This window comes from Kitasatospora sp. NPDC058032 (genome assembly GCF_042885845.1).
GTDB lineage: Bacteria > Actinomycetota > Actinomycetes > Streptomycetales > Streptomycetaceae > Kitasatospora.
In genome coordinates, this window is sequence record NZ_JBHVRK010000018.1 from 150,473 (window position 1) to 173,521 (window position 23,049).

The 23,049-nt window shown below is 73.9% G+C and carries 22 protein-coding genes; 15 read left to right on the plus strand and 7 right to left on the minus strand.

All coding sequences use genetic code 11. The annotated features are described in order from the left end of the window. Positions 1-6: 6 nt before the first annotated feature. Positions 7-288, minus strand: coding sequence for an HPr family phosphocarrier protein (locus tag ACFVUH_RS26495; protein WP_355364908.1), 282 nt, complete (start codon positions 286-288; stop codon positions 7-9). Positions 289-527: 239 nt separating this feature from the next. On the opposite strand from ACFVUH_RS26495, the gene ACFVUH_RS26500 reads away from it, so the two are divergent. The 4 genes from ACFVUH_RS26500 (at position 528) to ACFVUH_RS26515 (ending at position 6,055) form a co-directional block, all read left to right on the plus strand. Then, a complete protein-coding gene (locus ACFVUH_RS26500) occupies positions 528-3,341 on the plus strand; it encodes a GNAT family N-acetyltransferase (protein WP_355364905.1) in 2,814 nt (937 codons plus the stop codon). A 93-nt stretch (positions 3,342-3,434) separates the two neighbouring features. Beyond that, positions 3,435-4,034: a DUF5998 family protein gene (locus tag ACFVUH_RS26505; protein ID WP_355364902.1), complete on the plus strand. Its 600-nt coding sequence runs from the start codon at positions 3,435-3,437 to the stop codon at positions 4,032-4,034. A gap of 146 nt (positions 4,035-4,180) precedes the next feature. Continuing rightward, positions 4,181-5,365 (plus strand): nucleotide pyrophosphatase/phosphodiesterase family protein, encoded by a 1,185-nt coding sequence (locus tag ACFVUH_RS26510; protein ID WP_355364899.1) that lies wholly within the window; start codon positions 4,181-4,183, stop codon positions 5,363-5,365. 33 nt (positions 5,366-5,398) lie between these two features. Further along, a complete protein-coding gene (locus ACFVUH_RS26515; RefSeq protein WP_355364896.1) occupies positions 5,399-6,055 on the plus strand; it encodes a thymidine kinase in 657 nt (218 codons plus the stop codon). A gap of 8 nt (positions 6,056-6,063) precedes the next feature. On the opposite strand, the gene ACFVUH_RS26520 is transcribed toward ACFVUH_RS26515, so the two are convergent. After that, positions 6,064-6,813 carry a VOC family protein gene (locus tag ACFVUH_RS26520; RefSeq protein WP_355364893.1) on the minus strand — a complete coding sequence of 250 codons (750 nt, stop codon included), beginning with the start codon at positions 6,811-6,813 and terminating at the stop codon, positions 6,064-6,066. Positions 6,814-6,968: 155 nt separating this feature from the next. Between ACFVUH_RS26520 and ACFVUH_RS26525 the strand changes: the two genes are divergently transcribed. After that, the gene (locus tag ACFVUH_RS26525) at positions 6,969-7,829 is read left to right on the plus strand and encodes a sulfurtransferase (protein WP_387915700.1); all 861 of its coding nucleotides are present in this window, start codon (positions 6,969-6,971) and stop codon (positions 7,827-7,829) included. A 57-nt stretch (positions 7,830-7,886) separates the two neighbouring features. Here ACFVUH_RS26525 and sepH read toward each other — a convergent pair whose 3' ends face one another. Next, complete coding sequence (gene sepH, locus ACFVUH_RS26530) at positions 7,887-8,963, minus strand: septation protein SepH (RefSeq protein ID WP_355364887.1); 1,077 nt, start codon at positions 8,961-8,963, stop codon at positions 7,887-7,889. Between the two features lie 580 nt (positions 8,964-9,543). Between sepH and ACFVUH_RS26535 the strand changes: the two genes are divergently transcribed. After that, a complete protein-coding gene (locus tag ACFVUH_RS26535) occupies positions 9,544-10,386 on the plus strand; it encodes a hypothetical protein (RefSeq protein WP_387915702.1) in 843 nt (280 codons plus the stop codon). Here the strand turns inward: ACFVUH_RS26535 and ACFVUH_RS26540 are convergent. Both ACFVUH_RS26540 and ACFVUH_RS26545 read right to left on the minus strand, forming a co-directional pair. Further along, on the minus strand, positions 10,383-11,705 hold the full coding sequence (locus tag ACFVUH_RS26540; protein ID WP_387915703.1) for a D-arabinono-1,4-lactone oxidase: 1,323 nt from the start codon (positions 11,703-11,705) through the stop codon (positions 10,383-10,385). The genes ACFVUH_RS26535 and ACFVUH_RS26540 overlap by 4 nt on opposite strands. Before the next feature lie 92 nt (positions 11,706-11,797). Beyond that, the gene (locus tag ACFVUH_RS26545; RefSeq protein WP_355364879.1) at positions 11,798-13,066 is read right to left on the minus strand and encodes an MFS transporter; all 1,269 of its coding nucleotides are present in this window, start codon (positions 13,064-13,066) and stop codon (positions 11,798-11,800) included. Between the two features lie 133 nt (positions 13,067-13,199). On the opposite strand from ACFVUH_RS26545, the gene ACFVUH_RS26550 reads away from it, so the two are divergent. Continuing rightward, positions 13,200-14,342 (plus strand): ferrochelatase, encoded by a 1,143-nt coding sequence (locus ACFVUH_RS26550; RefSeq protein WP_387915705.1) that lies wholly within the window; start codon positions 13,200-13,202, stop codon positions 14,340-14,342. 42 nt (positions 14,343-14,384) lie between these two features. Further along, positions 14,385-15,188: an inositol monophosphatase family protein gene (locus ACFVUH_RS26555; RefSeq protein WP_355365248.1), complete on the plus strand. Its 804-nt coding sequence runs from the start codon at positions 14,385-14,387 to the stop codon at positions 15,186-15,188. 200 nt (positions 15,189-15,388) lie between these two features. Here the strand turns inward: ACFVUH_RS26555 and ACFVUH_RS26560 are convergent, their stop codons facing one another. Beyond that, positions 15,389-15,574 carry a hypothetical protein gene (locus ACFVUH_RS26560; protein WP_030301315.1) on the minus strand — a complete coding sequence of 62 codons (186 nt, stop codon included), beginning with the start codon at positions 15,572-15,574 and terminating at the stop codon, positions 15,389-15,391. Positions 15,575-16,028: 454 nt separating this feature from the next. Here ACFVUH_RS26560 and ACFVUH_RS26565 point away from each other — a divergent pair, with 454 nt between their 5' ends. From ACFVUH_RS26565 to ACFVUH_RS26580, 4 genes are all read left to right on the plus strand, one after another. Continuing rightward, positions 16,029-16,682, plus strand: coding sequence for a response regulator transcription factor (locus ACFVUH_RS26565; RefSeq protein WP_355364871.1), 654 nt, complete (start codon positions 16,029-16,031; stop codon positions 16,680-16,682). A 94-nt stretch (positions 16,683-16,776) separates the two neighbouring features. After that, positions 16,777-18,087: a sensor histidine kinase gene (locus ACFVUH_RS26570; protein ID WP_387915707.1), complete on the plus strand. Its 1,311-nt coding sequence runs from the start codon at positions 16,777-16,779 to the stop codon at positions 18,085-18,087. A gap of 321 nt (positions 18,088-18,408) precedes the next feature. Continuing rightward, complete coding sequence (locus ACFVUH_RS26575; RefSeq protein WP_387915708.1) at positions 18,409-19,389, plus strand: acyl-ACP desaturase; 981 nt, start codon at positions 18,409-18,411, stop codon at positions 19,387-19,389. Positions 19,390-19,843: 454 nt separating this feature from the next. Next, complete coding sequence (locus ACFVUH_RS26580) at positions 19,844-20,143, plus strand: DUF4193 domain-containing protein (RefSeq protein WP_327681335.1); 300 nt, start codon at positions 19,844-19,846, stop codon at positions 20,141-20,143. A gap of 255 nt (positions 20,144-20,398) precedes the next feature. Here ACFVUH_RS26580 and ACFVUH_RS26585 read toward each other — a convergent pair whose 3' ends face one another. Continuing rightward, complete coding sequence (locus ACFVUH_RS26585) at positions 20,399-20,848, minus strand: DUF3093 domain-containing protein (RefSeq protein ID WP_387915709.1); 450 nt, start codon at positions 20,846-20,848, stop codon at positions 20,399-20,401. A gap of 85 nt (positions 20,849-20,933) precedes the next feature. Here ACFVUH_RS26585 and ACFVUH_RS26590 point away from each other — a divergent pair, with 85 nt between their 5' ends. From ACFVUH_RS26590 to ACFVUH_RS26600, 3 genes are all read left to right on the plus strand, one after another. Continuing rightward, a complete protein-coding gene (locus tag ACFVUH_RS26590; RefSeq protein WP_355364865.1) occupies positions 20,934-21,545 on the plus strand; it encodes a PaaI family thioesterase in 612 nt (203 codons plus the stop codon). Further along, a complete protein-coding gene (gene dut, locus ACFVUH_RS26595; RefSeq protein ID WP_350572406.1) occupies positions 21,542-22,009 on the plus strand; it encodes a dUTP diphosphatase in 468 nt (155 codons plus the stop codon). The genes ACFVUH_RS26590 and dut overlap by 4 nt, the downstream gene beginning before the upstream one ends. 69 nt (positions 22,010-22,078) lie before the next feature. Beyond that, entirely contained in the window at positions 22,079-22,882 is an 804-nt protein-coding gene (locus ACFVUH_RS26600; protein ID WP_355364861.1) for a DUF3710 domain-containing protein, read from the plus strand. The last annotated feature ends 167 nt before the right edge of the window (positions 22,883-23,049 follow it).

The window sequence follows — 23,049 nt, forward strand, 5'->3', positions numbered from 1 at the left end:
GTGCTCTCAGGCGGCGGCGGGCAGCTCGTCGAGGCCCTCCGAGACCAGCTTGGCCAGGCGGTCCAGGGCCTGGTCCGCGCCCTCGGCGTCGGAGGCCAGCACGACCTCGTCGCCGCCCTGCGCGCCGAGCGCGAGCAGGCCGAGCATGGAGCCGGCGTTGACCGGGTTGCCGCCCGGCTTGGTGATGGTGATCGGCACGCCGGTGGCCGCGACGGCCTTGACGAAGACGGAGGCGGGACGGGCGTGCAGGCCCTCGGCCCAACCGATGGTGACGCGGCGCTCAGCCATGAGACGTGCCTTTCGGTAAAGCTGGTCACGGCCGTGATGGGGGAAACGGACGTGTTGTCTAGACCAGTGTTGCACGCAGCCCCCGCCCGCGAACCGCTGCGTTCGGGAGTTGTGATTGTTTCTTTCAGGGCCATAAACGGCGCATAATCCCCGTTCAGCGGCCCTGTCCACGCTGCGTCCACCCTGCCGGGAACGCACGCCCGGCGCCATTCGGCTCGCCGCCGGATAACCTGACGGTCGTGGACGACTCTGCGGTAGCGCGATCCGAGCCGGAGTACCCCCAGCACTGGGAGGCCGACATCCTGCTGCGTGACGGCGGCACGGCCCGGATCCGGCCGATCACCCCCGCCGACGCCGGCCGGCTGGTCGAGTTCTACGAACAGGTCTCCGACCAGTCCAAGTACTTCCGCTTCTTCGCGCCCTACCCGCGGCTCTCCGACAAGGACGTCCGCCGCTTCACCCACCACGACTTCGTCGACCGGGTCGGCCTCGCCGTCGTCGTCCGCGACCGCTTCATCGCCACCGTCCGCTACGACCGGATCGACCACGACGGGCGCCCCTCCGAGACCGGCACCGACGCCGAGGTCGCCTTCCTGGTCCAGGACGCCCACCAGGGCCGCGGCGTCGCCTCCGCGCTGCTGGAGCACATCGCCGCCGTCGCCCAGGAGCGCGGCATCCGCCGCTTCCAGGCCGAGGTGCTGCCGGAGAACCGCAAGATGGTGAAGGTCTTCACCGACGCCGGGTACGTCCAGCGCCGCAGCTTCGCCGACGGCGTCGTCCACCTGGAGTTCGACCTCGAACCCACCGCCGCCTCGCTCGCCGTCATGCGGGCCCGCGAGCACCGGGCCGAGGCCCGCTCCGTCCAGCGGCTGCTCACCCCGCGCTCGGTGGCGGTGATCGGCGCCTCCCGCCGCCCGCAGACCGTCGGCCGGGCCCTGCTGCGCGACCTGCTCACCGGCTTCGCCGGCGACGAGCGCCCGGTGCACGCGGTCAACCGCAACGCCCCGCCCGGCACCGAGCTGGACGGCGTCCCGGTGCACCGCTCGATCCTGGACGTCCCCGGCCCGGTCGACCTCGCGGTGATCGCCGTCCCCGCCTCCGCCGTCCCCGAGGCGGTCGCCGAGTGCGGCGCGCACGGCGTCCAGGGCCTGGTGGTGGTCTCCGCCGGCTACGCCGAGACCGGCCCCGAGGGCCGCGACCGCCAGCGCGCCCTGGTCCGCCAGGCCCGCGCGGCCGGCATGCGGGTGATCGGCCCCAACGCCTTCGGCCTGATCTCCACCGACCCCGAGCGGCCGCTCAACGCCTCGCTCGCCCCGGTGCTGCCCGCCCGCGGCGGCTTCGGCGTCTTCTGCCAGTCCGGCGCGATCGGCGTCGCCCTGCTGGAGGCCGCCCACCGGCGCGGCCTCGGCATCTCCTCCTTCGCCTCGGTCGGCAACCGCGCCGACGTCTCCGGCAACGACTTCCTCCAGTACTGGGCCGAGGACCCGGCCACCGACGTCGTCCTGCTCTACCTGGAGTCCTTCGGCAACCCCCGCAAGTTCACCCGGATCGCCCGCCGGCTCGCCCAGGCCAAGCCGGTCGTCGTGGTCAAGGGCGCCCGCCACACCGGCAGCCTGCCGCCCGGCCACGCCGTCCCGGCCACCGCCACCGGCCTCAAGGACGCCACCGTCGACGCCCTCTTCCAGCAGGCCGGCGTCACCCGGGTGGAGACCATCACCGAGCTGTACGACACCGGCGAACTGCTCGCCCTCCAGCCGCTGCCGCCCGGCGACCGGGTCGCCGTGATCGGCAACTCCGACTCCCTCGGCCTGCTCACCCACGACGCCTGCCTCTCCGCCGGCCTGCGCCCGCGCACCCCCGTCGACCTCACCACCGCCGCCACCGGCGAGAACTTCCGGATCGCCCTGGACACCGCGCTCGGCGACCCCGGGGTGGACGCGGTGATCGCCGTCGCCATCCCGCCGATCGGCACCTCCGCCCACGCGTTCATGGGCGGCCGGCTCACCGCCCCCGACGACCCCGAGCTCGGCTCCGACGACCCGGAGATCGCCGCCGCCCTGCTGGACGCCGGCGAGCGCGCCCGCGCCGCCGGCAAGCCGCTGCTCCTCGCCCACCTGGCGCTCACCGACCTGCCCGGCCGGCTGCGCCCCGGCGGCATACCCGCCTACCCGGCGCCCGAGCGGGCCGTGCGCGCCCTCGCCCACGCCGTCCACTACGCTGACTGGCGCCACCGGATGGCCGCCGCCGAGGAGACCGCCCGGGTCCCCGAACTCGACCGGATCGACGAGGCCGGCGCCCGCGCCCTGGTGGAGGCCGCGCTCTCCACCCGCGCCGCGGTGGCGGCCCGCACCCAGCCCGGCGGCGCCCGGATCACCCTGCCCGACGCCGACGCCGCCGCCCTGCTCGCCCGCTACGGCGTCGACGTCTCGCCGACCCTGCCCGCCCCCGACGAGGAGAGCGCGGTGCGCGCCGCCGCCACCCTCGGCTACCCCGTCGCGCTCAAGGCCACCGCCCCGCACCTGCGCCACCGCCCCGACCTCGGCAGCGTCCGGCTCGACCTGACCGGCGAGCCCGGCCTGCGCCGCGCCCACCAGGAGCTGGACGCCCTGCTCGGCGGCGCCGCCCAGGCCGAACTGGTGGTCCAGCGGCTCGCCCCGCGCGGGGTGGACACGGTGATCGGCGCCACCGTCGACCCGGCGGTCGGCGCGATCCTCTCCTTCGGCCTGGCCGGCGCCCCCGCCGAACTGCTCGGCGACGTCGCCCACCGGCTGGTTCCGGCCACCGACCAGGACGTCGCCTCGCTGGTCCGCGAGGTCCGGGCGGCGCCGCTGCTGTTCGGCTGGCGCGGCGCCGAGGCGGTCGACACCGACGCCCTGGAGGAGGTCCTGCTGCGGGTGTCCCGGCTGGTCGACGACCTCCCGGAGGTCGCCTCGGTGGATCTCGAACCGGTGGTCGTCGCCCCGCACGGACTGGCGATCCTGGGGGCGCGCGTACGGATCGCACCCCTGCCGGTCCGCAGCGATCTGGGCCCGCGCGCCATGAGCACGCTGTAACCTTCCTTGGTTGCGTCCGGACCGCGGGCGCCGTTGTCCGAAGCTCGGCGCCGCGCCGCCCGCTTCGTCGGCGGACCATGCCAGGATGGAGTTATGGCGAAGACCGGTACCACCACCACGCAGGACCTGCGTTCCGCGATCGAGCGCAGCGGCTACTACCCGGCCCTGGTGTCCGAGGCGGTGGAGTCCGCGGTGGGTCCCGAGCCGATCACCTCCTACCTGGTGCACCAGGAGACCACCTTCGACGCCAACGAGGTCCGCCGGCACGTCACCGTGCTGGTGCTGACCCCGACCCGCTTCGTGGTGAGCCACACCGACGAGCAGACCGGTGACGCCGGCAGCCCCGCCGTGCCGCTGGCCACCACCTCCACCGAGAGCGTCCGGCTGGACCGGATCAACTCCGTGGTGGTGAGCCGGATGGTCGCCAACCCGGAGACCTACACCCCGGGCACGCTGCCCCGCGAGGTGGTGCTGACCATCGGCTGGGGCGCCGTCCAGCGCCTCGACCTCGAACCGGCCGGCTGCTCCGACCCCAACTGCGAGGCGGACCACGGCTACACCGGCTCGGCCACCGCCGACGACCTGTCGCTGCGGGTCAGCGAGGCCGGCGACGGCCCCGAGACGGTCGCCCAGGCCCTGGTCTTCGCCCGGGCCCTGTCCGAGGCGACCATTACCAACGGCCCCCGGGTCTGATCCGCGCCGCCGTCCAGCCCCGCAGTACCGTGCTGCGGTCCGGTACCGCCGCCACGCCCCGCCGCCACGCACCGACCCGCGCCGTCCGGACGCCGCCCCCGCCCGCCCGGACCGTACCGGCCAGCCAGGAAGCCACCTCCGCCACCATGCCCTTCGCCCCCGACGGCCACGACGCCTTCGAGCTCCTCGACCCCGCCACCGCCCCCGCGCCCCCCTACGGCACCGGATCGCTCTGCGACCTGCTGCCCTCGGTGGCGGCCGGCCTCGGCGTACCCGGCTTCGAGGCGGCGCTGCCGCTGGCGCCCGCCGACCGCGCGGTGGTCTTCCTCGTCGACGGCCTCGGCTGGGAACTGCTGCTGCGCCACCCCGAGTACGCGCCGTTCCTCTCCTCGCTGACGGCCGGCTCGCTCGGCGGCACCGGCCGGCCGCTGACCGCGGGCTTCCCGTCCACCACCGCCACCTCGCTGGCCTCGGTCGGCACCGGCACCCCGCCCGGTCTGCACGGCCTGGCCGGCTACACGGTGGCGGTGCCCGGCGCCGGCCACCTGATGAACCAGCTCCGCTGGCAGCCGCACACCGACCCGGGCAGCTGGCAGCCGTACCCGACCGTCTTCGAGCGCGTCGACGCCGCCGGGGTGGCCACCGCCCAGGTCTCCTCCCCGCTGTTCGCCCAGACCCCGCTCACCCGGGTGGCGCTCTCCGGCGGCACCTTCCTCGGCCGCACCACCGGCGAGGAGCGGATGGACCGCGCCGCCGCCTGGCTGGCCGAGCACGACCGCGCACTCGTCTACACCTACGTCAGCGAACTGGACGGCGCGGGCCACCGCTTCGGCGTGGACTCCGACGAGTGGCGGATGACCCTGGACGCGGTCGACCGGCTGGCCCGCCGGCTGGCCGAACAGCTGCCCCCGCGCTCGGTGATGTACGTCACCGCCGACCACGGCATGATCGACATCGCCCCCGAGGACCGGATCGACTTCGACGAGGACTGGGAGCTCGGCGCCGGCGTCGCCCTGCTCGGCGGTGAGGGCCGGGCCCGCCACGTCTACGCCGTCCCCGGCGCCGCCGCCGACGTGCACACGGTCTGGAGCGAGGTGCTCGGCGACCGGATGTGGGTGGCCACCCGCGACCAGGCGATCGAGGCCGGCTGGTTCGGCCCCGCCGTGGACGACCGGGTCTACCACCGGATCGGCGACGTGGTCGCCGCCGCCCGCGACGACATCGCGATCACCGCCTCCCGCAACGAGCCCGGTGAGTCCGCGATGATCGGCCTGCACGGTTCGATGACCCCGGTCGAGCAGTTCGTGCCGCTGCTCGAATTCCGCCGCTGAACTCCCTTGATGTGAAAGGCCCTTGCACCACCCATGGCTGAACTGGTGTTCTTCTCCGGCACGATGGACTGCGGCAAGTCGACGCTCGCGCTCCAGATGGACCACAACCACGCCGCCCGCGGTCGGCAGGGGATCATCCTCACCCGCGACGACCGTGCCGGCGCGGCCACCATCTCCAGCCGCCTCGGCCTGCGCGCCGACGCGGTCGAGGTGGGCGACGACTTCGACTTCCACGCCCATGTGGTGCACCGGCTCTCGGCCGGCGGCCGGGTCGACTACCTGATCTGCGACGAGGCCCAGTTCTTCACCCCCGGCCAGATCGACCAGCTCGCCCGGGTCGTCGACGAACTCGACATCGACGTCTACACCTTCGGCATCACCACCGACTTCCGCACCCGGCTCTTCCCGGGCTCGCAGCGGCTGATCGAGCTCGCCGACCGGGTCGAGGTGCTCCAGGTGGAGGCGCTCTGCTGGTGCGGCGCCCGGGCCACCCACAACGCCCGTACCGTCGGCGGGGTGATGGTGGTCGAGGGTGCCCAGGTGGTGATCGGCGACATCTCGGTGCGCCAGGACGAGATCGGCTACGAGGTGCTCTGCCGTCGTCACCACCGCCGCCGGCTCACCGCCGCCACCGCCCGCGCCGCCGTGCTCTCCCCGGACGTCCTCCCCTTCGAGGAGCAGCAGGCCTGAGGCCGGCGCTAGCTCGTCTCCAGCACCGAGAAGTGCCCGCCGCGCGGGTCGGCCAGCCGGGCCGCGCGGCCACGCGGCGTCGGCTGCGGCTCCACCAGCACCCGGCCGCCCAGCTCCACCGCCCGGCGCGCCGTCAGCTCCACGTCGGCGACGGCGAAGTGGCTGCGCCAGCGCGGCGGGTGGCCGCGCAGCTCGGCGTCCCGCCGGATCCCGGCCACCGGCCGGCCGCCGACCATCAGCGCCGAGCCGCCGTCGGCCTCCGCCACCGGCACCCCGAGCACCGCGCGGTAGAAGACCGCCGCGCCGTCCGGGTCCGGGGTGAGCAGCTCGACCCAGGCCGGTCCGCCCGGCTCGCGGCCGGCTTCCCGGCCGAGGTGCTCCTCGCCCTGCCAGAGTCCGAAGACCGCCCCCGAGACGTCCGCCGCGATGGCCAGCCGTCCGGCCCGTTCCGCCTCCAGCGGCCCGACCGCGACGGTCCCGCCGCACTCCCGCACCAGCTGGGCCGAGCGGTCCGCGCTGTCCACCGCGAAGTAGGTGGTCCACTGCACCGGGAAGCCCGTCACCGAGGACACCCCGAGCCCGGCCACCGGCTCCTCGCCGAGCCGGGCCCGCACGTACGTGCCGAGCTGCGCCGGTCCCGGGGTGAACGTCCAGCCGAGCAGTTCGCCGTAGAACGCCCGGGCTCCGGGCAGATCGTCGGTCATCAGGCTGACCCAGCACGGAGTGCCCTGGGCCAGCCGGAGTGTCAGCGCGGACATGACAGGTCTCCTCGGGGGGCGGACGGCGCACGAAACGGCGCAGTGAGGGTGATGCTTCCACCGTGGCGCGCGTCGAACCCTCGGGCCGCGCGGAAAGTCCGGCAAAGACCGCACAAAGAGCACCGGTGCGGTCGCCCTGCGCCAGAATGTCCGCCATGACCACCCTTCACGATGACTCCCCGCTGGTGTCGGTGACCGGCCTGCGGGAGGCGCTCGCCTCCGCCCGTCCGCCGGTCCTGCTCGACGTGCGCTGGCAGCTCGGCGGCCCGCCCGGCATCGAGGACTACACCGCCGGCCACCTGCCCGGCGCGCACTTCGTGGCCCTCGACACCGACCTCGCCGCCCCGGCCGGCCCGCCCGGACGCGGCGGCCGCCACCCGCTGCCCGACCCGGAGGAGTTCGGCGCCGCGCTGCGCCGTTCCGGCGTCTCGGCCGACCGCCCGGTGGTGGTCTACGACGGTGCCACCGCGATGGCCGCCGCCCGCGCCTGGTGGCTGCTGCGCTGGGCCGGCCACCCGGACGTCCGGGTGCTGGACGGCGGCTTCGCGGCCTGGCGGGAGGCCGGACTGCCGGTCGTCACCGAGGTGCCGCCCGCCGGGGACGGTGACTTCAAGCCGGTGCCGGGGCAGCTGCCGGTGACCGACGCGGACGGCGCCGCGGCCTGGGCCCGGGAGGCGCTGCTGCTGGACGCCCGGGCGGGGGAGCGCTACCGGGGCGAGACCGAGCCGATCGACCCGCGGGCCGGCCACATCCCGGGCGCGCTCTCCGCGCCGACCACCGAGAACGTCGGTCCGGACGGCCGCTTCCGGCCCGCCGCCGAACTCGCGGCCCGCTTCCGGGCGCTGGGCGCGGGCGAGCGGGAGACCGCCGTCTACTGCGGTTCCGGGGTGACGGCCGCCCACCAGATCCTGGCCCTCGCGGTCGCCGGCCTGCCGGCCACCCTCTACCCGGGTTCCTGGAGCGAGTGGTCGAGCGACGAGGGCCGCCCGGTCGCCGTCACCGACCAGCCGGGCTGAGCCCGGACACGCCGAAGGGGCGGACGGCCACGGCCGTCCGCCCCTTCGTTCTCGCGCCTACTCCTGCTTCTTGCGCCGGCTGCCGAAGACGATCTCGTCCCAGCTCGGCACGGTGGCCCGGCGCCCGGGCCGGACGCCGTCCGCCTCGGCCTGCCGGTCGGTGGTGCCGACCAGCCGGTCCCGGTGCGGAGCGACCGCGCGCGGCATCAGGATGTCCGCGTACGCCGAGCCCGCGCCGACCGCCGGGGCGGCGGCCGCCGGCTCCTCCGCCTCCTCGGCCACCTCGGCGGGCACCGGCTCGATCGGCGGCGGCGCGCCGACCGCGAGGTCGCCGCGGAAGGCGGGCACCACGTCCAGCAGGCTGGTCAGCGAGTCGCGGGCCTCGGCCGTCGCCTCGCGGGACTCCCGCACCTCACGGGCCGACATGATGCGGTCCGCCGACGGCCGGTCGATCATCGGGCGCGGCGGCCGGTCCTGGGGGAGCCGGGCGATCCGCGGGATGAACGGGAAGACCGACTCCTCCTCGCGCTCGACCGATTCACCGATCAGCGCCCGGGCCTCGTCGTCGTTCGGCTGGACCAGCCGCCGGGGCGGGTCGTACGTCCACGACGCGCTGCGGCCCTCGCCGTCGGCCCGGTAGGAGAGGATGACCTCCCAGGTGCCGTCGTCGCGCCGCCAGGAGTCCCAGCGCTCGGTCTCCTTCTCCGCGCCGCGCAGCGCCAGCCGCTCGGCCACCGCCTCGCCCAGCTGCGGGCCGGGGGCCTCGCCGTGCCGGCGGATAGCGGTCTTGCGGGCCCGCTCGGCCATGAAGGCGCGCTCGGCCAGCACCGGACCCTCGAAGCGGCGGACCCGGTCGACGGAGATGCCGGCCGCCTGCGCGACCTCCTCGGCGGAGGCACCGGCTCGTATCCGCGCCTGGATGTCCCGGGGGCGGAGGTGGCTCTCGACCTCGATCTCGATCTGGCCGAGGCGCGGCCGGTCACCACGGATGGCGGCGCGCAGCCGCTCATCGATGGGAAGGGTGTACTCCGTGCTGTCGGCAGCCTTGAGCACCAGCCGTGTGCCGTCGTTGCTGACGGCCACAACCCGCAGTTCGGGCACGGTTACCTCCCGGGTGGTGCCTGCCGACGTCACCTGCGTCGCTGCTCCCGTACTGAGTGTGGCCTGCCCACTCGCGACTGGCCACAACCTTGCTGAGTTCCCCGGCGTGTCGGGCTCACGCCCGTCCACGCCGCTGTGGCACGGTTGCCTTTTTGCCACGCCATCCGACGGCGTCGCGCCTGGGTGTCCCGGCCGTCCTCGCACGCGCAGTGTCGCGACGATCCGGGACGGGCGTCGCCGTGCGTGCCTGTGCCGTAGCTCTTCGTCGAGCTGCCGGTTGATGGGCAGTCGACAAGTCGACCCGGGCCTCAGGCTTTACGAACAGTACTCCATTCGTGGCATCCAAAGGGGCGGCTCGCCGCTCAAGTCTCCCGCGATTCACGGGAATCTCAAGAGCACGCGACCCCAATGGCCGAGGATCGACCGGTGAACGGTGATCATCTTCACATATATCTCTCGCGCAGAACCGCATTTTCGACCCTTGTGTCCTTCTTTGTGCAAGATGGAGTGACTTGTTCGAAGGACAGTCGTACTGACTCGAGGGATGTTGATGCCGCAGGTGAAGCCCGCCCCGGACGGAGCCGAGGAAGGTCGCAGGCGAATTGATCTGAGTGTGGCTCAGGTCGCCGCCAGCGCACTGGCCACCGTGGTGGGGGCGGTGCTCGCGTCCGAACTCGGGGTCTATGGAACCATTCTCGGCGCGGCGGTGGTGAGCATCGGCGCCACCACCGGCAGCGCGGTGTTCCAGCACGTCTTCAAACGCACCGGCGAACAGTTGCGCGGCGCCGTGGACCGGACCGCCGGGCCGGGACAGTTGGCGAACGGACTGCGTCAGGCGCCGGAGCCGGTTCCGGGGGAGGGGCCGCCGCCCTCGGCACAGTGGAACGCGCCGCAGGTGGTCCGGGCGCGTCGGCGGTGGACCTGGAAGTCGTACGCGGCGGTCTCGGCGCTGGTCTTCACCCTCGCGATGGTGCCGATCCTCGCCTTCGAGGTGGCGACCGGGCAGCCGGTGTCGGCGACCGTCAAGGGCGGGTCGGGCACCGGTACCTCGATCGGTGGCCGGGTCGACCGGAAGCCGACCGTCCCACCGGGTGACGCGCCGTCCTCCGGGCCCGCCTCGGTGCCCTCGCCGTCGGCCGGCCGGGACGGCGGCGCCTCCGGGCGGCCGAGCCCCGACACGCGCCCGGGTGCGGAGAGCGGCGAGCCGTCGGCCTCCCCGTCGACCGGTTCCGGTGCGGGGGCGGGAACGGAGCCGTCCGCGAAGCCCTCCGCGCGCCCCAGCGGCGAGCCGTCCGCCCCGTCCACGCCCCCCGCGTCCACCACGCCCTCCGCGCCGGCCGGGGACGGGGCCGCCTCCGCGAAGCCGTCCGGCGGCGCCACCCCGAAGCCCCCGGCCCCGACCACCGCGGTCGAGCCGCCAGCCGCCCCCGCCGCTCCGAGCGGGGCGGCCGGCTAGGCGCCGAGCACCCGGCGCAGGTGGTCGTTGCCGAAGCGGCGGTCCGGGTCCAGTTCGTCGCGCAGCGCGGTGAACTCCGCGAAGCGCGGGTACACCCCGGCGAGGTACTCGGCGTCCCGGGTGTGCAGCTTGCCCCAGTGCGGGCGGCCCCGGTGCTCGGTCATCAGCCGCTCGACCGCCGTGAAGTACCCCTGCTCGGCGGTGCCCCGGTAGAGGTGGACGGCGATGTAGACGGTGTCCCGGCCGTGCGCGGTGGAGAGCCAGACCTCGTCGGCCGGGGCGAACCGCACCTCGACCGGGAAGCTGATCCGCCAGCCGGAGCGCTCGACCATCGCCCGCAGCTCGCGCAGCACCTCGCCGGCCGCCGCGCGCGGCACCGCGTACTCCATCTCGATGAAGCGCACCTTGCGCGGGCTGGTGAACACCTTGTACGCGGTGTCGGTGTAGCTGCGGTCCGACCAGGCGCGGCTGGCCAGCGAGGCGATGGCCGGCACCGAACCGGGGAAGCGGCGGCCGACCCGGCAGGCTCCCTCCCAGACGGTGTTGGAGAGGAAGTCGTCCTCCAGCCACTCCTTGAAGCGGGGCAGCGGCGCGGCCGGGCCCTGGCTGCGGTTGTTCCGCTTGGTGGAGCAGCGGTCGGTGTGCGGGAACCAGTAGAACTCGAAGTGCTCGTTGACGGCGGTGAGGTCGTCCAGCCGCTCCAGCACCTCGTCGAAGCGCATCGGCTGCTCGTGCGCGGTGAGCAGGAAGGCCGGCTCGACGCCGAGGGTGAGCGCGGTGATCACGCCCAGCGCGCCGAGGCCGAGCCGGGCGGCCTCGAAGAGCCGCGGGTCCTCGGTGGGGGAGCAGCGCCGGATGCTGCCGTCGGCGAGCACGATCTCCAGACCGCGGATCTGGGCGGCGAGCGAGCCGGAGTCCCGGCCGGTGCCGTGCGTGCCGGTGCTGGTGGCGCCGGCCACGGTCTGCACCTCGATGTCACCCATGTTGGTGAGCGACAGGCCCGCCGCGTCCAGCAGTCGGTTGAGCCGGTGCAGCGGCAGTCCGGCCTCGACCGTGATCGTGCCGTTCTCCCGGTCGATCTCGCGCACGGCGGTCAGCGCGTGGGGGCGGACGAGCACGCCGTCTCCGGCGGAGGCGATCGCGGTGAAGGAGTGGCCCGAACCGACCGCCTTCACGGTCCGGCCCTGGTCTGCGGCACGCAGGATCTCCTTGGCCAACTCCTCCGCGGTGCCGGGGGTGACCACCCGGGCGGGCGCGGCGCTCTGGTTGCCCGCCCAGTTGGTCCAGCGGGTGCGGGTCGCGGTACTGGCCTGGGGCATTGCGGCGCCTCCTGCTCCGTGGCCGAACGGCGTCGGCTCACCTCGGTCCCTACCCGCGGGTAGGCCACGGGTAGGGAGGAGGGTAAGTCAGGTCACCGTTCGAGGTCCACGGTTTGGGCCGAGGCCGGGGCGGCCTCCCCGACGGTCTCGCCGGCGGCCAGTCCGGCCCGCAGCCGGCCGAGCCCGGCGACCGCGACCAGCACGCCGAAGGCGCCGGCGGCCACCGGCACCCAGTAGCCCGCCGCCGCGCCGGACGCGTCGACCACCCAGCCGCCGGCCGAGGAGCCGACCGCGACACCCAGCGCCAGCCCGGTGGTCGTCCAGGTCATGCCCTCGGTCAGCTGGGCGGCCGGCACCAGCCGCTCGACCAGGGCCATCGCGGTGATCAGGGTGGGGGAGATGGCGATGCCGGCGATCAGCAGCGCGCCACCGACCGCCACCAGACCGCCGACGCCGTTCACCGTCTCGGCGAGCAGCAGCAGCGGGACCATGCTGACGGCCATGAACACCACGCCGACGAGGAAGCGCACCGGCATCGACCCCCTCGGCTTGAGGGCACCGAAGACCACGCCGGCCACACAGGAACCGAGCGCCCAGAGCGCCAGGATCGGACCGGAGGTGGCGCCGTGGCCCTGCGCCTTGGTGAACGCGACGGTGACCACCTCGACGGAGCCGAAGATCGCGCCGGTGGACACGAAGGTCAGGATCAGCGCCTGGAGGCCCCGGTTGAGGATCACCGGACTGCCGGCGTGGCGGGCGGCCGGATGGACCGGCGGCTCGGTGGAGCGCTGGGCGGCGAACAGGGCCACGCCCACGGCCAGGAACACGCCGGCGAGCAGCACGCCGGCCTCAGGGAAGACCGCGGTGGCCAGCGTCACCGAGAGGATCGGGCCGACGATGAAGCAGATCTCGTCGACCACCGCCTCGAAGGAGTAGGCGGTGTGCAGCTTCGGCGCCTCCTCCCGGTACAGGTGCGCCCAGCGGGCCCGCACCATCGCCCCGGTACTCGGCATCACACCCATCCCGGCGGCGAACACGAAGAGCGTCCAGACCGGCGCCTCGAACCGGGCGGACAGCAGCAGGCCGATCGCGGCCACGACGGTGATCGCGGTGGCCGGCAGCACGATCCGGCGCTGCCCGTGCCGGTCCACCATCCGGGACACCTGCGGACCGAGGATCGCCGCGGACACCGCCATCGTCGCCGAGACCAGACCGGCGACCCCGAAGGAGCCGCGCAGCTCGGAGAGCATCGTGACGATGCCGATGCCCGTCATGGAGATCGGCAGCCGGGATATGAACCCGGTGGAGGAGAAGGCCAGACTGCCGGGGGAGGCGAAGATCTGGCGGTAGCTGGACAGCACGGGGGAGGCTCCGCAGGGGGTAAGGAACGTTGCTGGCAAAGACAGCCTACGAACCTTGGCAAACGGTATTTTTCCGGGCACCCGGAGCCGGCCCGGGCCCGGCCCCCCTGTGCGCAGTGGCAGGATCGGAGCCATGTCCGACGCGCGCAACACCTCCCGCACCGGCGCCGCCCCGTACGACGCCCTGCTGCTGCTCTCCTTCGGCGGGCCCGAGGGCCCCGAGGACGTCGTCCCCTTCCTGGAGAACGTCACCCGCGGCCGCGGCATCCCCAGGGAACGGCTCCAGGAGGTCGGCAAGCACTACTTCCTGTTCGGCGGCGTCAGCCCGATCAACGGGCAGAACCGCGAACTGCTGGCCGCGCTGCGCGAGGACTTCGCCGGGCACGGCCTCGACCTGCCGGTGTACTGGGGCAACCGGAACTGGGCGCCGTACCTGGTCGACACCCTGCGCGGGATGGTCGCCGACGGCCGCCGCCGGATCGCCGTGCTGGCCACCAGCGCCTACGCCGGATACTCCGGCTGCCGCCAGTACCGGGAGAACCTCGCCGACGCGCTGGCCGCGCTGGCCGCCGAGGGACTGCCGGAGCCGCGGGTCGACATGCTGCGCCACTTCTACAACCACCCCGGCTTCGTCGAGCCGATGATCGACGCCACCACCGCCGCCCTGGCCCGGCTGCCCGAGGAGGTCCGGGCCGGCGCCCGGCTGGCGTTCACCACCCACTCGATCCCGGACACCATGGCCGAGACCTCCGGCGCCCCCGACGACCCGGCCCGCGGCCGCCCCGGCGGCGCCTACGTCGCCCAGCACCTGGAGGTCGCCCGGCTGGTCGCCACCGCCGTCGCCGAGCGCACCGGCGTCGCCGACCGCCCGTGGGAGCTGGTGTACCAGAGCCGCAGCGGGGCCCCGCACATCCCCTGGCTGGAGCCGGACATCTGCGACCACCTGGAGGCCCAGCGGGCCGACGGCGCCCCGGCCGTGGTGATGGTCCCGATCGGCTTCGTCTCCGACCACATGGAGGTCAAGTACGACCTGGACACCGAGGCGGTGGCCAAGGCCGCCGAGCTCGGCCTGCCGGTCGCCCGGGCCGCCACCGTCGGCGCCGACCCCCGGTTCACCGCCGCCGTCCGGGAACTCGTCCTGGAGCGGGCCGCCGCCGAGCGCGGCGAGCCGGTGAGCCGCTGCGCCCTCGGCACGCTCGGCCCCAGCCACGACGTCTGCGCCGTGGCCTGCTGCCCCAACCCGCGCGCCCCCCGCCCGGCCGCCGCCGAGCGCTGACCCGTTCCGCCCCCGGAGGAGATCCCCGTGTCCAGCCCCGCCGTGCCCGATCCCGCCCTGCTCGACGAACTGCTCGACGTCGCCCTGGACGCCGCCCGCCGGGCCGGCACCCTGCTGCTGGAGGGCCGGCCCGCCGACCTCGGTGTCGCGGGCACCAAGAGCAGCCCGGTCGACGTGGTCACCGAGATGGACCTGGCCTCCGAGAAGCTCGTCCTGGAACTGATCACCGCCCGCCGGCCCGAGGACGGCTACCTGGGAGAGGAGGGCGCCGAGCGGCCCGGCACCAGCGGCGTGCGCTGGGTCGTCGACCCGCTCGACGGAACCGTCAACTACCTGTACGGACTTCCCTCCTGGGCGGTCAGCGTGGCCGCCGAGCTGGACGGGCGCGCGGTGGTCGGGGTCGTGTACGCCCCGGCGCGCGGCGAGCTGTTCCAGGCCGTGCTCGGCCGGGGCGCCCAGCGCGACGGCCGCCCGATCGCCGCCCGCCCGGCCCCGCCGTGGGGCCAGGCGCTGATCGGCACCGGCTTCGCCTACGTCCGGGAGGTGCGGGTCCGGCAGGCCGAGGTGGTGCTCGGGCTGATGTCCGAGGTGCGCGACATCCGGCGGGCCGGCGCCGCCGCCGTGGACCTCTGCGACGTCGCCGCCGGCCGGCTGGACGGCTACTACGAGCGCGGGCTGGCCCCGTGGGACCGGGCGGCCGGCTGCCTGATCGCGGCCGAGGCCGGCGCCCTGGTCGGAGGCCGCCCCGGGCGGGGCGCGGACGGCGAGCTGACGGTCGCCGCCGCCCCCGGCGTCTACGAGCCGCTCCAGGAGCGGCTGGCCGCGCTGAACGCCTGGGCGGACTGAGCCCGCGGCCGGGCCGGACACATCGAGGGGCCCGTTTCCCGACCGCCGGTGCGGTCGGGAAACGGGCCCCTTGCGGATGATCTGGACGACTCTCCGGGCGACGAAGAGCCCTGACATACGGGGGATGCCAGGGCCTGGGTTTCGCACGGCCCCCACAGGGCCGCTGGTGCCGGAGATCCGGCGACGGGTCGGACTGGGGATCAGGCGGCGGTGCGGTGGCGCTCCAGCACCGTGTCCACGCCGTGCTCGGCGGCGAGACGGCGCAGATCGTCCAGCTCGGACTGTTCCACCTCGGCGAGGAACTCGTCCCCGGCCTCGATCGCGCGGTGCAGGTCCTGCTCGGCATTGGCGATGCGCTGCAGGATTCCGGCGGTGAAGGCGTCCATACGGGCCCCCTTACTGTGTCGGACGTGCACGGTCGTGCGCCCCCCGCCCCGGGGTGACGGCGGCCAGCGGAAGCATCCGGTCCGGGTGGCGTACCTCTCCGGACGGACGCGGAGACGGCCCTCGGCCGCTCCCGGTGACTCCCCTGCCCCAGGGCCGGCGCGGATGAACGCACGGCGGGTGGGTGCGATCGGCTCAGAAACCGGATCGCGGGTGTGCGGATGTCCTCCCCGCCCCGGGGGCCGGGAAACCTCCGGACGGAAGAAAGTTGCCTGCGTCACATTCCAACCGGACTGCTTCCGCCGCGAACCACGCCCGTGCGCGCCCGGCGCCGCCCGCGGGCAGCCGTCCTCCGGGGCAGCTTATCGCTGCCTTACCGCCGGACCAGGCAGGATGGAGGCAGCGTCGGAGCCGTGCGTCCGCTTCCCGGGCCGGCCTGAAGAAGGGACAACCACCGTGCGGGTTCTCGTCGTCGAGGACGAGCAGCTGCTCGCCGAGGCAGTGGCCACCGGTCTGCGCCGCGAGGCGATGGCCGTCGACGTGGTCTACGACGGGGAGGCCGCGCTCCAGCGCATCGCGGTCAACGACTACGACGTGGTCGTGCTCGACCGCGACCTGCCGCTGGTCCACGGTGACGACGTCTGCCGCAGTGTGGTCGAGCAGGGGCTGGCCACCCGGGTGATCATGCTGACCGCCTCCGGCGACATCAGCGACCGGGTCGAGGGCCTGGAGATCGGAGCGGACGACTACCTTCCGAAGCCGTTCGCCTTCAGCGAACTCGTCGCCCGGGTCCGCGCCCTGGGCCGCCGCGCGACCGTCCCGCTGCCCCCCGTCCTGGAACGGGCCGGCATCTCGCTCGACCCCGGCCGCCGCGAGGTGATCCGCGACGGCCGACCCGTCCAGCTCGCCCCCAAGGAGTTCGCCGTCCTGGAGGTGCTGATGCGGGCCGGCGGCGCCGTCGTCTCCGCCGAGCAGCTGCTGGAGAAGGCCTGGGACGAGCACACCGACCCGTTCACCAACGTCGTGCGCGTCACCGTGATGACGCTGCGCCGCAAGCTCGGCGACCCGCCGGTGATCGTCACCGTCCCGGGTTCCGGCTACCGGATCTGACCGGACCCCGCGGCTCCGAACGGAACCCGCGGTCCCGCCAGGAACCGGCCCCCACCCACGCGCCCGCCCCGGCGGACGCCCCGAGAGGACCATCATGACCACCCCGCCCTCCGCCGGCGGGCCCTCCGGCGCGCCCACCGGCGGGCGCGCCATGCCCAATCGGCCCGTACCGCCGAAGCCCGCCCACCCGCCGCGCGCCCCCCGGCTGCACTCCTCGCACGACACCTACGTGCCCGGCGACGGCATGCTCGCCTGGCTGCCGTTCCGCCCCACCATCCGGATCCGGCTCACCCTGCTCTACGGCGGGATGTTCCTGATGGCCGGCGTGGTGCTGCTGCTGCTGATGTACGTCTTCGTCAAGCAGGCCCTGCGCGACGTCCAGCCGCCGCCCTTCGACTTCGGGCCCTCGGGCGCCCGGGTGAACGGCGCCTGGATGAGCACCGACCAGTTCAACCAGTACCTCGCCAACATGCACACCCTGAAGTCGGACAGCGCGCTCAACACCCTGCTGCGCAAGTCGCTCACCATGCTGGTCTGCCTCGCCGTGATCGCCTTCGCGGCCGGCTACGCGATGGCCGGCCGGGTGCTGCGCCCGCTCGGCCGGATCACCCGCACCGCCCGCGAGGTGGCCTCCTCCGACCTGCACCGGCGGATCGAGCTGGACGGCCCGGACGACGAGCTCAAGGAGCTGGCCGACACCTTCGACGACATGCTGGAGCGCCTCGACCGCTCCTTCGACTCCCAGCGCCGCTTCGTCGCCAACGCCTCGCACGAGCTGCGCACCCCGCTGGCGATCAACCGCACCCTGCTGGAGGTCCAGCTCTCCGACCCGCAGGCCTCGCCCGACCTCCAGCAGCTCGGCAAGACCCTGCTGGCCACCAACGAGCGCAGCGAACAGCTCGTCGAGGGCCTGCTGCTGCTCGCCCGCAGCGACAACGAGCTGACCGACCGCCGCCCGGTGGAGTTCTCCGAGGTCGCCACCCGGGCCCTGGAGCAGACCAGGGCGGAGGCCGGCCGGCGCGAGGTCGACCTGCGCGCCTCGCTGCACCCGGCGACGGTCTCCGGCAACGGCGTCCTGCTGGAGCGGATCGCGCTCAACCTGCTGCAGAACGCCGTGCGCTACAACGCCCCGGACGGCTGGGTCGAGATCACCACCGCCCCGGTGCCCGGCGGCGGCGAGCTGGTGGTCTCCAACACCGGACCGGTGGTGCCCGGCTACGAGCTGGAGCACATCTTCGAGCCGTTCCGCCGGGTCAAGGGCGCCGACCGGACCCGCAGCGACAAGGGGGTCGGCCTCGGCCTCTCGATCGTCCGCTCGGTGGTCCGCGCCCATAACGGCACCATCGAGGCCACCCCGCGCGCCGGCGGCGGCCTCACCATGCGGGTGCGCATCCCGGCCGGGTGACCGGCCTCCTGACACACCGGGCGCCCTCCCCTCCGGGCGGATGCTCCCCGGGCCTCCGCGGCCCCGTCACGGCCCTTCTCGGGGCCATGGTGGGGCTGCTGCGCCGTCCGGGTGAGCGAAGTCCGTGCGCCGACCGTTTCCAGCCGCCCCCGCCAGGCCCGTCAAGACGACATAAGGCCTGGCGGGGGCGGCTTGTCATTTCCGGCCCGGGCAACTTACGGTGTCGTAACCTACGCGACCGTAAGTGCCGTCCGAACGGACTCCGGCGTACCCGTCCAACGCGCCCGTACCGCGCGTGCCCGTCCCCCAGGAGCCAGCCCCGTGACCATCGCCCCCGCGCAGCGCAGCACCTCGCCCGGTTCGAGCGCCTGGACCGACACGCGGCTGATCCTGGCCCTGGAAGAGGTCGTCGAGAAGGAGCTCAACCGGCACCTCAAGGTCGCCAAGGACTGGATGCCGCACGAGTACGTCCCGTGGAGCCGGGGCCGCGACTTCGACGGCGTGCTGGGCGGCGAGGCCTGGGAGCTCGGGCAGTCCAAGGTGACCCCGCTCGGCCGGGTCTCGCTCGTGGTCAACCTGCTCACCGAGGACAACCTCCCCAGCTACCACCACGAGATCGCGACCATGTTCGGCCGCGAGGGCGCCTGGGGCGAGTGGGTCCACCGCTGGACGGCGGAGGAGGGCCGGCACGGCATAGCCATCCGCGACTACCTGCTCACCACCCGGGCCGTCGACCCGAACGAGCTGGAGCGGGCCCGGATGGCCCACATGTCGGACGGCTTCTCGTCCGACAACGCGCACAGCATGCTGCAGTCGGTCGCCTACGTGGCCTTCCAGGAGCTCGCCACCCGCATCGCGCACCGCAACACCGGCCACTTCGCCGGCTGCCCGCTGGCGGACCAACTCCTCGCGAAGATCGCCAACGACGAGAACCTGCACATGGTCTTCTACCGGAACCTGCTGAAGGCCGCCCTGGAGATCGCCCCGGACCAGGCCATGCGCGCCGTCGCCGACGTGGTGACCAACTTCCGGATGCCCGGCCACGGCATCCCCGGCTTCGAGCGGGCCGCCGCCCAGATCGCCCTCGGCGGCGTCTACAACCTGCGCATCCACCACGACGACGTGCTGCAGCCGGTGCTGCGCCACCTCAAGATCATGGAGCTGGACGGCCTCGGCCCGGACGGCGTGCAGGCGCAGCAGGAGCTGGGCCTCTTCCTCGACGGGCTGGAGGCCCAGGCGGCCAAGTTCGAGGAGCGGCAGGCCGCGCTGCTGGCCCGTCGCGCGGCCCGGCGGCAGGCATAGGGGCTTGGGCGGATTTTCCACGGTTTGCCCGGGGTGGCGACGAACGTGAGCAAGCTCACACCGTGTCGCTCCTCGGGATCGGCCGACGCCGGAGAGTGATCAAGCCGCCGGCCCCTCCGATCGCCGTCCGTGAGTGGGACGGCGACCGGAGACGGGTCGGAGGGTTGGCCTCCCGCCCAGGTGGGCAAGGGAATTGGCGGGCGCACCGAGGAGCTTCGCTCACGGAGCATGTCCAGCATGTGGTCACTCGTGCCCCGCGACGATGGCCCTGCGTGAAGCCCCGAACGCCCGAGTGGATCACCCCAACGGACCCCTGGCTGAGTGTCGATTGAGTAACGGGGCTTGAAGTAAGGCAAAATCTCCGCCTCGGGTCGGGCACAAGACCGACCCCCCATGCGTTACGTGCGCTGGAGATACCGCACACACCGCACAACCCGGAGGGGGAGAGCGAAATATGGCTACCGACTACGACACCCCACGCAAGACCGACGACGAGCTCAACGAGGACAGCATCGAGGAGCTCAAGGCCCGCAGGAACGACAAGGGCGGCAGCTCGGTCGACGTCGACGAGTTCGAGGCGGCCGAGGGCATGGAGCTCCCCGGCGCAGACCTCTCGAACGAGGAGCTCTCCGTCCGGGTGCTGCCGCGGCAGGCCGACGAGTTCACCTGCATGAGCTGCTTCCTGGTCCACCACCGCAGCCAGCTGTACAGCGAGAAGAACGGCAACCCGATCTGCCGGGACTGCGGCGCCTGAGATCCAGGGCGGTCATGACTCGGGCCTCGCGGTGTTCGCGAGACCGGTGCGACGCCCCTTCCGGCCCCGGGCAGCGGGGCCGGACGGCAGCTCCGGCGTCCGTCGTGACGGACGCACCAGTCATACGGTCGGATGGAAAGCGTTTCCAGGAAACGCGAAGGGACGGTACCGCCCAGGCGGTACCGTCCCTTTCCGTTCGGTCGTCTTCGGCTCCGTCCCGACCTGCCCCGACCGGGCCCGCTGCCCGGCCGGTCCTCAGGCGCGGGCGTTGCGGCGGGCCTCGTCCAGGGCCTCCGCCAGCTTCATCGGCGAGCGGGTCGAGAGATAGAGGTACGGCGTCGGGTCCGTCGGGTCGCTCACCTCGACCCGCAGCGCCGTCGGCACGTAGCTGCGCAGCAGCATGAAGGCCCGCGGGTCGGCCTTCGGCCCGCGCCAGGCGGCGGCGTCCGCCGGGCCCAGGGCCTGAGCGGCGCCGAGGGCGTCCACCGGGATCCGGGCCGGGCCGGCCACCAGCGAGCCCTGGACCACCCGGATCCGGGCCGAGCCGTAACTGCTGATCGCGGCGGCGCCGGCGGCGATGCCGACCACCAGCCCGACCAGCGCGCCCACCGCGCTGAGGCGCAGCAGGATCAGGGCGAGGGTGAGGCCGATCACGACCGGGAACAGCCACCAGGAGCGCGGCACGGTGAGGCGTTCGTCGTACATGCCCTCCATTGTGGGCGCCATGACGGCGGCGCCCGGACGCAACCCCCGTCCGGGGCCCGGCTACCGCTCGGTAGGGTGGGGCGGCGTGACCGGTTCGACTGCCCCCACCGCGCCCGCCGCCCCCACGACCCCCACCACGCCGCCGCCGGAGGCCGTCCTCCCGCCGCGCGCCCCCGAGGCCCCCGCCCCCGGCACCCGGCTCGGCTCCCACTACGAGCACTGCTTCGGCTGCGGCCCGCAGCACCCCGGCGGCCTGCGGATCGACGCGGTGGCCGGCGAGGGTCTCGACGTCACCGCCGAGTTCACCGTCCGCCCGGAGCACCAGGGCGGCCCCGGCCTGGCCCACGGCGGCCTGCTGACCACCGCCATGGACGAGACCCTGGGAACGCTCAACTGGCTGCTGCACGCCCCCGCCGTCACCGGTCGGCTGGAGACCGACTTCCTCTCCCCGGTGCCGGTCGGCTCCACGCTGCACCTGCGCGCCTGGGTCACCGGTGTGCACGGCCGGAAGATCTACAGCGCCGGCGAGGCACGGATCGGCGGCCCCGACGGGCCGGTCGCGGTGCGCGCGCAGGCACTCTTCGTCCAGGTGAAGCTGGAACACTTCACCAAGCACGGTCGACCCGAGGACATCGAGAAGGTCCTCGACGACCCCGACCTGATGAAGCGCGCCCGAGCCTTTGAGGTGAACCCTTGAGCACCACCCCCCGCGAGCCCCTGGACGTCCTGATCCGGCGGATCGACCCCGAGCTGCCGCTGCCCGCGTACGCGCAGCCCGGCGACGCCGGCGCCGACCTGCGGACCACCGTCGACGCCGAGCTGGCCCCCGGCGAGCGGGCCGTGCTGCCCACCGGCATCGCCATCGCGTTGCCCGACGGCTACGCCGCGTTCGTCCACCCCCGTTCGGGACTGGCAGCTCGTTGCGGCGTTGCTCTGGTGAACGCCCCAGGGACGGTCGATGCCGGGTACCGTGGAGAGATCAAGGTGATCGTCGTCAATCTGGACCCGCGCGAGGGAGTCAGCTTCCGCCGAGGGGACCGGATCGCCCAGCTGGTGATCCAGCAGGTCGAGAAGGCCCGCTTCCACGAGGTGGCCGAGCTGCCTGGGTCGGCACGCGCCGAGGGCGGGTTCGGGTCGACCGGCGGCCACGCCGCGGTCTAGGCTGCCCGCGGCCTCGCAGGAAGCCGAGCAGGTATTCGCATCGGTCTTGGACCGGGAAGGACAGTGACCGTGTTCCGTCGTCGCCAGAAGAGCGAGGACGCTGTCGAGCAGCTCGCCGACGACGCCATCAGCGCCGACGAGACGGCCGATGACGTCGAAGGTTCCGCCGAGAGCGAGAACGTGACCGAGCTGGACCCGGCGGACCGGGTCGGCCTGCCGCCGGCCCCGCGTCCGGACGGGCCGTGGGACCACTCCGAGCTGGAGAACCCGGAGGAGGGCCGCGTCGACCTCGGGGGCCTGCTGGTCCCCGGTGTCGAGGGCATGGAACTCCGGGTGGAGGTGGCCGGCGAGGCGATCGTGGCCGCCACCCTGGTCCTCGGCAACAGCGCCATCCAGCTGCAGGCCTTCGCGGCCCCCAAGTCGGAGGGCATCTGGGGGGAGGTCCGCGAGGAGATCGGCAGCGGCATCACCGCGCAGGGCGGCATCGTCGAGGAGGAGGAGGGCCCGCTCGGCTGGCACCTCCGCGCCCAGGTCCCGGTGCAGCTGCCGGACGGCACGCAGGGCGTGCAGCTGGTGCGCTTCGTCGGCTGCGACGGACCGCGCTGGTTCCTCCGCGGCGTGATCTCCGGCCAGGCCGCCGTCCAGCCCGAGATGGGTGGGGTCCTGGAGCAGGTCTTCCGGCAGACGGTCGTCGTCCGCGGTGAGATCCCGATGGCGCCCCGCGACCCGATCGTGCTGAAGCTCCCCGAGGACGCGCAGATGGTCGCCGACGGCGGCGGTGCCGTCGCGGCCACCGGCGAGGGCGAGAACCGCTTCGGCAACACCGCGCTGGACCCGTTCGCCCGCGGCCCGGAGATCACCGAGGTCCGCTGAGCAGCACAGGTGAGCTCGCCGATCGCCCCCGCCCGCACCACCGGGCGGGGGCGATTTGCATGTGGCGGCCCCGTCCCCGTACAGTTCCGGAGTCGCCGCGAGAGAGCGGGGACAAGCGGAAAGCGAAGTCCGATGAATGAAACTCCGGAAAACGGAGCGGAAAACAT

What these genes read in the sequence shown, in the direction of transcription:
- ACFVUH_RS26515 (WP_355364896.1), top strand. Translation starts at nt 5,399, where the DNA reads ATGGCTGAACTGGTGTTCTTCTCCGGCACGATGGACTGCGGCAAGTCG.
- ACFVUH_RS26550 (WP_387915705.1), top strand. Translation starts at nt 13,200, where the DNA reads ATGTCCGACGCGCGCAACACCTCCCGCACCGGCGCCGCCCCGTACGAC.
- ACFVUH_RS26495 (WP_355364908.1), bottom strand. Translation starts at nt 288, where the DNA reads ATGGCTGAGCGCCGCGTCACCATCGGTTGGGCCGAGGGCCTGCACGCC.
- ACFVUH_RS26585 (WP_387915709.1), bottom strand. Translation starts at nt 20,848, where the DNA reads ATGTACGACGAACGCCTCACCGTGCCGCGCTCCTGGTGGCTGTTCCCG.
- ACFVUH_RS26570 (WP_387915707.1), top strand. Translation starts at nt 16,777, where the DNA reads ATGACCACCCCGCCCTCCGCCGGCGGGCCCTCCGGCGCGCCCACCGGC.
- ACFVUH_RS26525 (WP_387915700.1), top strand. Translation starts at nt 6,969, where the DNA reads ATGACCACCCTTCACGATGACTCCCCGCTGGTGTCGGTGACCGGCCTG.
- ACFVUH_RS26520 (WP_355364893.1), bottom strand. Translation starts at nt 6,813, where the DNA reads ATGTCCGCGCTGACACTCCGGCTGGCCCAGGGCACTCCGTGCTGGGTC.
- ACFVUH_RS26580 (WP_327681335.1), top strand. Translation starts at nt 19,844, where the DNA reads ATGGCTACCGACTACGACACCCCACGCAAGACCGACGACGAGCTCAAC.
- ACFVUH_RS26505 (WP_355364902.1), top strand. Translation starts at nt 3,435, where the DNA reads ATGGCGAAGACCGGTACCACCACCACGCAGGACCTGCGTTCCGCGATC.
- ACFVUH_RS26510 (WP_355364899.1), top strand. Translation starts at nt 4,181, where the DNA reads ATGCCCTTCGCCCCCGACGGCCACGACGCCTTCGAGCTCCTCGACCCC.
- ACFVUH_RS26540 (WP_387915703.1), bottom strand. Translation starts at nt 11,705, where the DNA reads ATGCCCCAGGCCAGTACCGCGACCCGCACCCGCTGGACCAACTGGGCG.
- ACFVUH_RS26560 (WP_030301315.1), bottom strand. Translation starts at nt 15,574, where the DNA reads ATGGACGCCTTCACCGCCGGAATCCTGCAGCGCATCGCCAATGCCGAG.